This is a genomic window from Pantoea jilinensis (assembly GCF_019104105.1).
GTDB classification, from domain to species: Bacteria; Pseudomonadota; Gammaproteobacteria; order Enterobacterales; family Enterobacteriaceae; genus Pantoea; species Pantoea eucalypti.
Genome location: NZ_CP077746.1, coordinates 1374837 through 1387928, shown reverse-complemented (window position 1 = coordinate 1387928; position 13092 = coordinate 1374837). Strand labels below are relative to the sequence as shown.

Below are 13092 nucleotides of genomic sequence, written 5' to 3'. Positions count from 1 at the left end.
GGGCGAAAGCCCCCTTTTAATGCCGGTCTGAATCTCTGTTTGTAAAAAACGCCTCTTTCATTCCCCTGTTTGCCGCGCCTGGGTACCCCTGAAAACACTCTGTGACTGGGTTCACAACTCTGTCAGACCAACTTGTATGGTAGTATTAAAGTGCGTACTTTTTCATCATTGAACGCTGACTGAAAGGCACCAGGATGAAAATTGTTAAGGCGGAAGTATTTGTAACCTGCGCAGGCAGAAACTTTGTCACTCTAAAAATCACCACGGATCAGGGGCTGACCGGCATTGGCGACGCCACGCTGAATGGCCGTGAATTACCGGTCGCCTCCTACCTGAAAGATCACATCTGTCCGCAGCTGATAGGCCGCGATGCCCATCAGATCGAAGATATCTGGCAATACTTCTACAAAGGCGCTTACTGGCGTCGCGGTCCGGTGACCATGTCCGCTATCTCTGCGGTCGATATGGCACTGTGGGATATCAAAGGTAAAGCTGCCAATATGCCGCTTTACCAGTTGCTGGGTGGTGCCTCACGCACTGGCGTTATGGTCTATTGCCACACCACCGGCCATTCCATTGATGAAGTGATGGATGACTACGCGAAACACAAAGAGCTGGGCTTCAAAGCGATTCGCGCCCAGTGCGGCGTGCCGGGCATGAAAACCACTTACGGGATGGCAAAAGGCAAAGGCCTGGCTTACGAGCCAGCAACCAAAGGTCACTGGCCGGAAGAGCAGTTCTGGTCAACCGAGAAATACCTCGATTTCACACCGAAACTCTTTGCGGCTATCCGCGACAAATTTGGTTTCGATGAGCATCTGCTGCATGACATGCACCATCGCCTGACGCCAATTGAAGCCGCGCGTTTTGGTAAAAGTGTGGAAGATTATCGCCTGTTCTGGATGGAAGATCCGACACCCGCCGAAAACCAGGAATGCTTCCGTCTGATCCGCCAGCACACCGTCACGCCGGTTGCGGTGGGCGAAGTGTTTAACAGCATCTGGGATTGTAAGCAGCTGATTGAAGAGCAGCTGATCGACTACATCCGCACCACCATCACACATGCGGGCGGCATTACCGGTATGCGACGTATCGCTGATTTTGCCTCGCTCTATCAGGTGCGCACCGGCTCCCACGGTCCTTCAGATCTCTCCCCGATTTGCATGGCGGCGGCACTGCACTTTGACCTCTGGGTGCCGAACTTCGGCGTGCAGGAGTACATGGGCTTCTCTGAACAGATGATGGAGCTATTTGACGCAAACTGGACCTTTGATCAGGGCTATATGCATCCCGGCGACAAACCGGGCCTTGGCATAGAGTTCAACGAGAAACTGGCTGCGAAATATCCCTATGAACCTGCCTATCTGCCGGTCGCCCGTCTTGAAGATGGCACCCTGTGGAACTGGTAAGGAGAAGCTCATGAAAAGTGTTGTTATTGAACAGCCAGGCGAACTGGTGATAGCTGAACGTCCACTGCCACAACCGGCGGCAGGTGAAGTCCGGGTCAAAGTGGCCTATGCCAGTATCTGCGGTTCGGATGTGCATATCTGGCACGGCCATAACCCGTTCGCGAAATATCCGCGCGTGATTGGCCATGAATTTTTTGGTGTGATTGATGCGGTAGGTGCGGGAGTCGATGCGGCCCGACTGGGTCAGCGCGTGGCGGTCGATCCGGTGGTGAGCTGCGGCAGCTGCTATCCCTGCTCGGTAGGCCGCCCCAATGTCTGTACCACACTGCAGGTGATTGGCGTGCATCGCGACGGCGGCTTCAGCGACTATGCGCTGGCCCCGGCAAAAAATGCCTGGGAGTTGCCGGACGCCATCCCCGACAAGCTTGCCAGCCTGGTTGAGCCCTTTACCATCGCAGCCAACATCACGGCGTTTCTTAAGCCGCAGCCAGACGATGTCGCCCTGATTTATGGCGCCGGACCAATGGGGCTTACCGCGATTCAGGTGCTGAAAAACGTCTATAAAGTGAAAAAAGTGATGGTAGTGGATCGTCTGCCGGAACGCCTGGCGCTGGCTGAAGAGAGTGGTGCCGATCAGCTGTTCGATAACAGCGAAATCCCACTGGCAGCACAGCTTGAGGGCGTCCAGCCCACGCTGATTATCGACGCCGCCTGCCATCCCGCTATTCTGGCAGAAGCCGCCGCGCTCGCCTCACCGGCCGCGCGTATCGGTCTGCTGGGCTTCTCCGGCGAACCGTGCAGCATTACTCAGCAGAGCCTGACCAGCAAAGAGCTGTCGCTGTTTACCTCGCGTCTCAACAGCAACCGCTTTCCACAGGTGATCGCGTGGATGGAAAAAGGCTTGATCCAGCCAGAGAAACTCGTGACGCACTACTTCCCGCTGCAGGAGATTGAACGCGCGATGACCCTGTTCGAAAAAGATCCGCGCACCTGCTGCAAAGTGATCCTGCAAATGGGTTAATTCCCGCTGAACACCAGGTCTCCTTCGCCGGTGCGTACCCGCCGGCCTGATTAAAAAAGAAAACAGATCACGGAGTTTGTATGTTCAAGAATCTGCGCTGGACCCTCGTTTTGCTGCTCTTCCTGGTTTACATGATCAACTACCTCGATCGTGTTGCCCTCTCACTGACGGTGCCGCTGGTGGAGAAAGATCTGGCGATCAATGCTGAGCAGTTCGGCATGATATTCGGCAGCTTCTTTTTCGGCTATGCCCTGTTTAACTTTGTCGGCGGCCTCGCCACTGACCGCTTTGGCCCGAAAATCGTGCTGGCCGTGGCGGTGGGTGCCTGGTCCATTTTCTGCGGCATGACCGCACTGGCGACCGGCTTCTGGTCGCTGCTGATTCTGCGTGTGCTATTCGGCATGGCGGAAGGCCCAATCTGCTCCTCAGCCAACAAAGCCATTAACGGCTGGTTCCCGAAAAAACAGGCCGCAACAGCGATGGGCTTACTGAGTGCCGGCTCACCTTTGGGTGGCGCCGTCGCCGGCCCGATCATTGGCTATCTTGCTCTGGCCTATGGATGGCGTCCGGCGTTTGTGATCGTCTGCTGTATCGGTCTGGTCTGGATGGCGTTCTGGCTCTTCTTTGCCGCTGATAACCCGGCAAAAAGCAAAATTGTCACCGAAAAAGAGCGTCTGCTGATTGATCGCCTGAAAGCCACCAATCCGAATGATGAGGTTGACCTGGCTGAAACGGCGCATCCGTTTGGCTACTACCTGCGCCAGCCGATTATCCTGGTCACGGCGTTTGCCTTCTTCTGCTACAACTACATCCTGTTCTTCTTCCTGAGCTGGTTCCCGGCCTATCTGGTGCAGGCGCACGGCCTGGATATCAAATCCATGAGCATCACCACCATGATCCCGTGGATAGTCGGATTCGTTGGTCTGGCGCTGGGTGGCTGGATCTCCGATAAAATCTTCAATATCACAGGCAAACTGTTGTTGTCCCGTAAAATTGTGCTGGTGGTCTCACTGCTGGCAGCCGCAATTTGTGTGGCACTGGCGGGTACGATAAAAGAAGTGGTTCCCGCCGTTATGATGATGTCGGTGTCGATTTTCTTTCTCTATATCACCGGCGCGATCTACTGGGCGATTATTCAGGATGTGGTACACAAGAGTCGTATCGGCAGCATCAGCGGCTTTATCCATCTGGTGGGTAGCCTCTCCGGCATCATCGGGCCGATCGTCACCGGCTTTATTGTCCAGCACACCGGTAAATTCGATAGCGCCTTTGTACTGGCGGGTTGTGTCGCCGCGCTGGGGGCTTTCCTGGTGCTGTTCGTGATTCGCAGTCCGAAATCCCAGGATAAACCGGTTTCGGTCTGAGTGTTGTTCCGCTAACAGAACGATGATTTCGGGGCGCCATGCGCCCCGTTTGCCATAAGGACGGAGTATGTTACAGATTGATCGCCTGCCCGCTGAGGTCCAGCGCCCCACTTACGACCGCAGCAATTTAAAGACTCGCATGGTACATATTGGTTTTGGTGCGTTTCACCGCGCGCATCAGGCACTCTGCAGCGATAAGCTGGCTGAACAGGGCAGTGACTGGGGCTACTGCGAAGTTAACCTCAACAGCGGCGATCTGATTCAGGCTCTGCGTGAGCAAAATCTGCTCTATACCCTGACAGAGATGGCCGATGACTCACTGCAAACCCGGGTCATTGGCGTGATTACTCAGGCGCTGCACGGCAAAAGTGATGGGATTGAGGCGGTGATCAACGCAATGAGTCAGCCAGAGGTGGCCATTGTCTCTATGACCGTCACCGAGAAAGGCTATTGCCATCAGCCCGCCAGTGGAAATTTAAACCCCGATCATCCTGACATCGTGCACGATCTGCAGAATCCAGACTCGCCTCGCTCGCTGCCGGGTCTGATTCTGGCCGCGATTCGCCGCCGGCGGAAGCAGGATCTGCCTGCGTTCAGCGTAATGTCCTGCGACAACATGCCGGAAAATGGTCACGTCATCCGTAATGTGATTGTGCAGCTGGCACAGTATCAGGATCCGGCGCTGGCAGACTACATTCAGCAGCACATCACCTTCCCCTCCACCATGGTGGATCGCATTGTTCCGGCCATGACCGATGCGGCATTTGCCGCGCTGAACGCGCGCCTGGGTTGCAGCGATCCCGTTGCGGTTGAAGCGGAACCCTTCTTCCAGTGGGTGATCGAAGATAACTTCGTTAATGGTCGTCCGGCGTGGGAAAAAGCAGGCGCAGAGCTGGTCAGCGATGTCCTGCCCTATGAAGAGATGAAACTGCGGATGTTGAATGGCAGCCACTCTTTCCTGGCCTATCTTGGCTTCCTGGCCGGTTATGAGTACATCAGCGACTGCATGGCCGATCCTCATTTCCGCGCCGCCGCCCGTTCACTGATGGTGGATGAGCAAGCCCCGACGCTGCGCACTCAGGGCGTGGATCTCAATGCATACGCCGATTCGCTGATTGCCCGTTATGAAAACCGCGCGATTAAACATCGCACCGGACAGATTGCCACTGACGGCACCCAGAAGCTGCCACAACGCATGCTTGATAGCCTGCGCTGGCACCTGCAGCGCGGCAGCGACTGCGACCTGCTGTTGCTGGGCGTGGCGGGCTGGATGCGCTATGTCGGCGGCATTGATGAGAAGGGTCAGCCGATTGAGATTCGTGATCCGATGAAAGCGCAACTGGCAGAATGCGTCGCCAGCAGCGAAGAGGGTGAAGCGCGTGTACGGGCGTTACTCTCCATGCGCGAAGTGTTTGGCGACGATCTGGCGCAGAATGCCGATGTGGTCGGCCGACTGACCGCCTGGTATAACAAACTGGCCGCTCAGGGCGCGCGCGCGACGGTGCATCAGTCTCTCAACCGCAGCTAAAAGGGCTGGCGCAGACGCAGCGCGCTGATTAGACTGGCACTTTCCCATCGCGCTGGCTTTTGCCAGCCGTAATATGGATATTGCTGCATGTCGATCGCCTATACCATTACGACCAGCGAACCGGTAAATCAGCAGATTTACCGGTATCTGCGCAAAGATATTGTCACCTGCGCAATTCAGCCAGGCTCGCTACTTTCTGAAAAGGAAGTGTCTGCGCGCTTCAACGTCTCACGCCAGCCGGTGCGCGAAGCGTTCATCAAGCTGGCTGAAGCCGGACTGGTACAGGTATTGCCGCAGCGCGGTACTTTTGTGCGCAAAATCTCCGCTAAGCGGGTAGCAGATGGTCGCTTTATCCGTGAGGCGGTGGAAGTCTCGGTGGTTCGTCGCGCGGCGCTGGAGATAGACGATTCGTCGCTGATGGCGCTGGAACATAACCTGCAGCTGCAGCGCATGGCTGCTGAGCGCCATGACAGCCAGGCTTTTCTTACGCTGGACGATGAGTTTCATCGCCTGATCGCTGAAAGTATCGACTGCAAGCTGGCCTGGGAGACGGTGGAGAACATCAAAGCGGCAATGGACCGCGTGCGCTTTCTGACGCTGAGTGAAGTCTCGCCGCCAGAAAAGCTGATTGAGCAGCATGAAGAGATTTTTGCCGCGCTCAAGGGCCATGACGACAATGCCGCCGAAGCGGCGATGCGTCGCCACCTGCAGGAGATGATCTTCTCAATCACTCCCATTGCCGAGCGTAACAGCGCCTGGTTTGAAGCACCCTAATCGCTCATCACCCGCACCGCCTGAATTTCAGGCCGGTGCGGGTCTTCGCCGTCACCACCATTGATGAAAATGGTGAACCGGCCCGATGCCCTTCCCGACCTCCAGCGTATCTGCCATTAACAACGCCTGTTGTAACCAGTTTTTGGCTTCCCCAATCGTCTCTGCCCAGTCAGCATGACGCGGACGCAACGCGGCTAAGGCGGCCGACAGCGTGCAGCCGGTGCCATGGGTGTGACGGGTGTTGACGCGAGACGTGCTGAATCGCTGCTCAGTGGAATGCGTGATCAGCCAGTCCGGGCTCTCTGCCGCCGTAAGATGTCCGCCTTTCATCAGCACAGCCTGACAGCCCAGCGCCAGCAATGCCCGTCCTTGCTCGCGCATCTCCGCCTCATCGCTGGCGACAGCACAGTTGAGCAACGCCGCCGCTTCCGGCAGATTCGGTGTGATCAACGAGACCTGCGGCAATAACAGCTCACGTACGCTGGCCACGGCGTCTGGCGAGAGCAGCGCATCGCCACTTTTTGCGACCATCACGGTATCCAGTACCACAAACGGGATATCTGCCTTTCTCAGCCGGGCAGCAACCTGCTCTACGATAGCCGTTTCTGACAGCATGCCAATTTTTGCGCTGTCGATGCGCACATCACTCAGCACCGAATCGAGCTGGGCGGCAACAAACTCAGGTGCAATCCGGTAAACAGACTGCACGCCTTGCGTGTTTTGTGCCACCAGCGCGGTTATGACGCTGGTGCCATAGGCGCCCAGAGCCGAGAAGGTTTTCAGATCGGCCTGAATGCCTGCCCCGCCGCTGGGATCGGTACCGGCAATCGTCAGGGCATTAATGCGCTTCATTGCCCACCTCCAGCGTCCAGAGGGCATCAATAAACGCGGTGGCAAAACTGCCCGGCCCGGCAGCCTGCGCCGCTGCCTTTTCCCCCGCCAGAGCCATGAACTGACAGGCGGCAGCGACATTCATTAGACGATCACCAGGCAGACTGCTGAAGCCCGCTACCACGGCGGAGAGTGCACAGCCGGTGCCCACCACCCGTGTCATTAACGGGCTGCCACCGCTTATGGCGAGGATCCGCTGACCATCCGTGGCGTAGTCCACTTCACCGGTGACGATCACCAGCGTTTTCCAGGTCTCAGCGAGTTGCTGTGCTGCATCAATTGCCGCATCCGCCTGATGCAGTGTATCAACGCCCCGCCCGCCACTGGCCTGCTGTGCCAGCGCCAGAATCTCTGATGCATTGCCGCGGATCACCGCCGGTTGCTGACTCAATAACTGCTGACAGAAGTCACTGCGCAGCGTCAGCGCGCCGACCGCAACCGGATCGAGTGTCCAGGGTGTGCCCGCCAGATTAGCGGCAGTGATGGCAGCCTGCATCGCCTGCTGCCGTTCGCGGGTTAACGTGCCCACATTAATCAGCAGCGCATCGGCCAATTCACTGAACTCTGCGGCTTCTTCCGGATCGATCACCATCGCCGGTGAGGCATTAAGTGCCAGCAGTACATTGGCGGTGAAGTTCTGAACCACGTCATTGGTCATGCAGTGCACCAGCGGTGACTGACGGCGGAAAGTGTGCAGGATGGGCGCGAAGTGCGCGGCAGAAAGGTGTTGAGATTGATGTGTCATCGTAGCTCCCAACCGGCGAACAAGAAGGCGAATGCGGTCAGGCATCAGACTTCCCTACGCTGGCATTATCCAGTTCAGGTCAGCGGGTTTTTCTCAGCCCTTTCCGTGTGGAAAGCGGCACCCCGAGTCGTATAGATGTTATTTACTTCATCTTGTGTATATCAGTAGCTTACGGGAAGGGGCTTGTTTGCACAAGCCTGAGTCCTGATGCCTGACCGCATTGATTACGCTGAAAGGGAATGTCACAGTTTTGTAAAACTATGGACACTCAATCACTATGTACATCTTGATAACAGGCTGGAGTGAGTGAAATGAAATACGGATATGCACGTGTTAGTACACAGGAGCAGAACACAGGGATACAGGTAGCTGCTCTCACTGAGCTGGGCTGTGAGCGTGTGTATCAGGAAAACATCTCTGGTAAGAATGCACAGAGGCCTGAGCTAGTACGTCTGCTTGCTGATGTGCAAGAAGGCGATACTGTTGTTGTGATGAAGCTAGACCGCTTAGCACGTAATACACGTGATGCTCTGTCTATTGCTGATGAGCTGAAGGCAAAAGGCGTGGGCTTAGTGTGTATGGACTTAGGGCAGACAGATATTAACTCTGACATTGGACGTGTTATATATACAGTGATTGCAGCTGTAGGAGAGTTTGAGCGTAAGCGTATATTAGAGCGTACCAATGAGGGCAAGAAGGCTGCTAAGGAGAGAGGCGTAGTGTTTGGCCCTAAGCCTGATGAAGCTCTTCATACACGTATACGTGAGCTATATGAAGGGGGAATGAATAATCTAGCTATTAGTAAGGAGCTTTCTATCTCACGCACTACCGTGCACAAAGTATTAAATTAATTTCGGCGGTAGTATTTAAAGAGATCTCAGGGGGAAACAGAACGTTAGTCAGGAACAGTGAATAACAACTACCCTCTGGAATGTACAAGCTAACGAACAGCCCCAGCTGTGAGGGGGATTGGTGCGTTTCTGTTGACCTTTGCAGCTCTGCTGCGTTCTCTATGATAGCATTTGTTAGTCAGAGTAAAATAAGCCATTGTCCCTACTCTCCCCTCTCCTTTCATATACATTCCATATATGTTATTCCTCCCTCCTGAAAATCATTCCCCCTGTATATCCTATTGTTTGTCATTCTATAACGCCTACGGCGAGACAGGTTGTATTAAGGCGTATTCTCCGTGACGTATGTCACCCTGAATGAGCCAGCGAATAGCTGGTGAATGAGGGAATGGAGAATGAACACAGTGACTATTCTCGCAGCTTTGCTGCGTTATATGATTGGGGTTGATATGACACCCCACGATACACAGGAGCGAAGCGGGTATCGATATATAGATTCTTCTGCCCTGTCCTCCGTTCCACCTGACGGTGAAAAATCTACTGTTGACGCTGAAGCGAGATATTGCCTAGCGTCAACATGTATTGTTAGGAACCTATCTTAGCAAGTAGATAGTTATTGAACGCGCTACAAGTAATAAGCATAAACCTTGCATCTTCTAATGTTGGAGTAACGCTATCCTCACTTAATGCATGGCGTATGCCTCCTTGATCACTTGTATAACCATAGAGTTGCATGAAGGCTCTTTTCATTGCTGGGTGAATGTGGCTTTGGTTTTCCACAATCTTCAGACATTCACCAAGCGTACCTTTATCATCTTCAACAATCCTTCTACATAGTGATTCAATAGCTGATATAGATTCTTTAATAGAGTTTCGATAATCAGGTTGCTCTCTATCAGCCATCAATTCAAGCGCCCTTTCAAAGTGTAGACTTGAAGATTCGGGACTATTAGCAATGGCCTCTTGTATGCTTTGTACTTCAACCTCACTAGATATAGGAGTAACGAGATAGTTGATGATAGTATAAGCAACCCCATGCTTTCTAAATGATTTATTAAACGCCTCTGTCAGTGATTGCTTTCTCATGATACTGACATTTTCGATTAAAAACTCAATCAAATCAAAGACGCTAAACCAATCGTTGTTAAATATTGAATTTCTTAATATCCTTTCCATAGAAATTGAACGACTACTGCTATTCCACAAATAAGGCGTGGTGTCGACCGAGTTATTCATGTAGTCTGTCCAAATTGCTCTCAGGAAGCTATATGCATCATTGGGTGGGGAATTAGATCCTAAATCTAAAATTTTATGAATTACATTCCATATAGCTGTTCTAGACTCACTATTAAGACTTTCAACTTGAATTAGATCTTCAACTTTTACATAACCGTATCTTTGAGAAAAGGGCTTAGCCATCTATAACCTCTAACTTTTATGCTGAGTGTGTGCCTTGTAATGGCTTAGCGCCAGTTAAGATTATCGATAATATGACAAACAACTGATAACGGAAAGTCATGCATGTATCTTCTTGTGATTCCCGTTCCTGTTTTCTCATGTCCCACTACTTGCTGTAAATGAGCAACGTTATTCATCCATCCAGAGGCAGCAGTTACCACGCTATGCCTGAAGCTATGCACAATACGGCGTTGATTGTGTATGTCCAGATATGGGATAGCTAGCTTCTCCCTGATGGCGGTTAGCTCCTTGCCAATCTTAGCCATGTTGGTTCCTGATACTTCAGGGAATAGCGCGTCATTACTTGCTTCAACAAACTGAAGAAATCCCAAATCAATCAGATGCTGATGGATGGGAATCTGCCTTGTAGCGTTGTCTGTCTTGCCATCCCTGATTAGCAAGTAGTGTCGAATGCTATCATCATCAAAACACACCTGCCCTTTAGTGAGCGTTGCTATCTCACTGCGTCTGGCTCCTGTATAAGCAAGCAGTAAGACAACCCATTTCAGCCAGCCCTCAGCCTCATTGATGGCATAGGAAACGAATGAGCGCATTTCATTAGGCGTATAGGCCCCGAAGCGTGTTACTGATGGAGGGGCCGTTATTCCGTCTGTAGGAGATTTAGTTAATATCCCCTTCTCATCTGTCAGGAAAGTTTTGAACAGGGATTTATAAATCTTCAGGTGTTTATGTATAGCTTCAGTGCCTATTACATCTTTCTCTGGCACATCATCACAGGCTAATAGTTGGTGAATAGTCATAGATCTATAGGGCTGTATAACGCGCTTAGGGAGGTTTTCTACAGCCTCCATAACCTGACGTATGTCACGTGATGTTATCTTCTCTACGTCGCTCTTAGGCCCGATTAGGGCTATCAACGGCTCAATGTAACGCTCATTAGCTGAGGCTATAGCTATAGTCCATTTCATCCCGCGTTCTGCTTTGTATCTCTCCCATGCTTTAGCAAGCGTCATAGCCGGGGGAGGTTCTATAGCAGGGGGAATAGGCAGAGCAATTGGAAGCACATTCGCCGCCCTCTTAACCATACGACTGTGAACTAACGAGGCTAGAGAGCTAGTGAATCCTTCAGGAGAGCATAAGCCCTCTCTTACCATCAAGAGCTGAGGCATTAAAGCTATCATCAATGTATTGGCTTCTCTGAAGCTATCAGTTTCCAGAGAGCGTCTATACATCTTCCCAGCAGGGAGGGAGAATTGAACGTAATAAATTGAATGGCGTTTGAACGTGTAGCGAATGCGTTTAGACAGCAATTGGTGTTCCTCATCTTGTGCCAGTAGTTAATAAACACAAGATGAAAAAGGCTCTATCTATATGAAATATAACAATGTCAAAGCCCCTACGCTGGCATTATCCAGTTCAGGTCAGCGGGTTTTTCTCAGCCCTTTCCGTGTGGAAAGCGGCACCCCGAGTCGTGTTACGGCTTGCAGCATAGGAGAGCTATACGGTGAAAGCAAGCGACACCTGTCGGGGAAATAATCCGTGCTGAAACAATTCATATGATCCCGATCAACGCCTGAGGTCACAAAAAAAGGCTTAATGCTGCGGGTTAACGAAACACCTCTTTATAGTTAGCTTTATTTATCCCCCTGACAGGAAATATTTCCTGCAGTGTCTCTGACTGCATAATAATAATTAACCTGCTTGCAGCATCATCGTAAAAAATATTTTATTTCATGAGGTTAGTTACCTCCTGAAGCGGAACTTCATACTATGCAGGATGTATGATGCGATTTTTAGCGCTTATTCCACACCGTCATCGATGGCAGGATATTATTATTGAACGTCAGGGTGCCGTCGCACCCAGTGGCAGATATTATTTTTCAACCTATATTTCCGCACGCTGCTCAGGCTGTAACGAAATAATCCATCGCGTCTATTATCGTGATATCACCGATGAACAGGCGCGTCGCTGGTTAGATTAGTCGCCCTCACGGCGGAGGGTTCAGACACCGTTCCAGTTAACAGTTAGTTAGCAATTTGTTAGTCTGGTAACTAATCATCGCCTGATCAGACGCCCTCTATGCCACTGCTGTTTGAAAGCTTAAGCCATCAAATTTATCTTTCTGCCCCGCTATTTATCCTGATCTTACTGGGATACTGCCTGACACGCCTCGGAAAATGGCCTGCCAGCATCAGCGAAGGGATGAACCGCTTTGTGTTTAACGTTGCACTGCCCTGCATGCTGTTTCGGGTAATGAGTACCTTCTCACAAAGCCCGCCGGTGGATGCGCGCCTGTTACTGGCCTTCTTCGGCAGTTGCCTGCTGGTGTTTATCGTGGGGCGACTGCTGGCAACAAGGCTGTTCGATCTGGATGGCGTGGCGGCTTCAGTCTTTGCCCTGGGCGGTATCTTCTCTAATAACGTGATGCTGGGGATCCCGGTGGCCACCGTGTTACTCGGGCCAGAAGCGCTGCCACCGGTGGCACTGGTATTGGTGTTTAACAGCCTGATCCTGTGGACTTTACTGACCGTCTCAGTCGAGTGGGCGAAACAGGGCAGCTTCTCGCTGAATGGCCTTTGGCGCACATTGATCGGTGTGCTGAAGAATCCGCTCATCATTGGCATTCTCAGCGGCACAGCCTGGAGTTTTCTGCAACGCCCGTTGCCGCAGTTGGCCGCTGAACCATTAAAGATGCTGGCCTCGCTGGCCGCGCCGCTGTCGCTGGTCACGCTGGGCATGAGCCTGGCGCACTATCGGGTGCGGGACGGCTTAAAAGAGAGCTACACCATTTGCCTGCTGAAGCTGGTGCTGCAACCGATGACGGTATGGGCTATCGCGTGGCTGACCGGTCTGCCGCCGCTGGAGAGTAAAGTGGTAGTCCTGCTGGGATCAATGGCGGTGGGAGTAAACGTTTATCTGATGTCGCAGAAGTTTAATGTCATTACGGGTCCGGCGGCGGCCAGTATGCTCTTTTCTACGGTGTTTGCAGCGGTGACGACGCCGATATGGATGATGCTGATGACGCTGGCGGGCTATTAACAGACTAAAAAAAAGCCCTTCAGCACGAATGCTGAAGGGCTATTGTCTGC

12 protein-coding genes and 2 riboswitches are annotated in these 13092 nt (G+C 52.4%); of the genes, 8 read left to right on the top strand and 4 right to left on the bottom strand.

Annotation, left to right across the window (positions count from 1 at the left end):
- Positions 1–194 precede the first annotated feature (194 nt).
- From manD to KTJ90_RS06445, 5 genes are all read left to right on the top strand, one after another.
- Positions 195–1409: a D-galactonate dehydratase family protein gene (gene manD, locus KTJ90_RS06465; protein WP_499026036.1), complete on the top strand. Its 1215-nt coding sequence runs from the start codon at positions 195–197 to the stop codon at positions 1407–1409.
- Between the two features lie 10 nt (positions 1410–1419).
- Positions 1420–2430: a Zn-dependent oxidoreductase gene (locus KTJ90_RS06460; RefSeq protein WP_499026035.1), complete on the top strand. Its 1011-nt coding sequence runs from the start codon at positions 1420–1422 to the stop codon at positions 2428–2430.
- 80 nt (positions 2431–2510) lie between these two features.
- Complete coding sequence (locus KTJ90_RS06455; RefSeq protein WP_140033220.1) at positions 2511–3794, top strand: MFS transporter; 1284 nt, start codon at positions 2511–2513, stop codon at positions 3792–3794.
- Between the two features lie 67 nt (positions 3795–3861).
- Positions 3862–5322 (top strand): mannitol dehydrogenase family protein, encoded by a 1461-nt coding sequence (locus tag KTJ90_RS06450; protein WP_140916253.1) that lies wholly within the window; start codon positions 3862–3864, stop codon positions 5320–5322.
- An 87-nt stretch (positions 5323–5409) separates the two neighbouring features.
- Complete coding sequence (locus KTJ90_RS06445) at positions 5410–6096, top strand: GntR family transcriptional regulator (protein WP_004571261.1); 687 nt, start codon at positions 5410–5412, stop codon at positions 6094–6096.
- Positions 6097–6147: 51 nt separating this feature from the next.
- Here the strand turns inward: KTJ90_RS06445 and thiD are convergent, their stop codons facing one another.
- Entirely contained in the window at positions 6148–6948 is an 801-nt protein-coding gene (gene thiD, locus KTJ90_RS06440) for a bifunctional hydroxymethylpyrimidine kinase/phosphomethylpyrimidine kinase (RefSeq protein ID WP_078804585.1), read from the bottom strand.
- Positions 6935–7732, bottom strand: a complete 798-nt coding sequence (gene thiM, locus KTJ90_RS06435; RefSeq protein ID WP_008926103.1) for a hydroxyethylthiazole kinase — start codon at positions 7730–7732, stop codon at positions 6935–6937. The genes thiD and thiM overlap by 14 nt, the downstream gene beginning before the upstream one ends.
- A gap of 34 nt (positions 7733–7766) precedes the next feature.
- Positions 7767–7867, bottom strand: a riboswitch (TPP riboswitch).
- Between the two features lie 176 nt (positions 7868–8043).
- Here thiM and KTJ90_RS06430 point away from each other — a divergent pair.
- Positions 8044–8583, top strand: coding sequence for a recombinase family protein (locus tag KTJ90_RS06430; protein WP_499026034.1), 540 nt, complete (start codon positions 8044–8046; stop codon positions 8581–8583).
- Positions 8584–9168: 585 nt separating this feature from the next.
- On the opposite strand, the gene KTJ90_RS06425 is transcribed toward KTJ90_RS06430, so the two are convergent.
- Together KTJ90_RS06425 and KTJ90_RS06420 are read right to left on the bottom strand one after the other, a co-directional pair.
- Positions 9169–10002, bottom strand: a complete 834-nt coding sequence (locus tag KTJ90_RS06425; RefSeq protein ID WP_499026033.1) for an AbiJ-NTD4 domain-containing protein — start codon at positions 10000–10002, stop codon at positions 9169–9171.
- 44 nt (positions 10003–10046) lie between these two features.
- Positions 10047–11312 (bottom strand): site-specific integrase, encoded by a 1266-nt coding sequence (locus tag KTJ90_RS06420; protein WP_499026032.1) that lies wholly within the window; start codon positions 11310–11312, stop codon positions 10047–10049.
- A gap of 66 nt (positions 11313–11378) precedes the next feature.
- A riboswitch (TPP riboswitch) is annotated at positions 11379–11479 on the bottom strand.
- A 307-nt stretch (positions 11480–11786) separates the two neighbouring features.
- Between KTJ90_RS06420 and KTJ90_RS06415 the strand changes: the two genes are divergently transcribed.
- Together KTJ90_RS06415 and KTJ90_RS06410 are read left to right on the top strand one after the other, a co-directional pair.
- The gene (locus KTJ90_RS06415) at positions 11787–11984 is read left to right on the top strand and encodes a hypothetical protein (protein ID WP_004571258.1); all 198 of its coding nucleotides are present in this window, start codon (positions 11787–11789) and stop codon (positions 11982–11984) included.
- A gap of 98 nt (positions 11985–12082) precedes the next feature.
- Positions 12083–13042, top strand: coding sequence for an AEC family transporter (locus tag KTJ90_RS06410; RefSeq protein WP_078804587.1), 960 nt, complete (start codon positions 12083–12085; stop codon positions 13040–13042).
- The last annotated feature ends 50 nt before the right edge of the window (positions 13043–13092 follow it).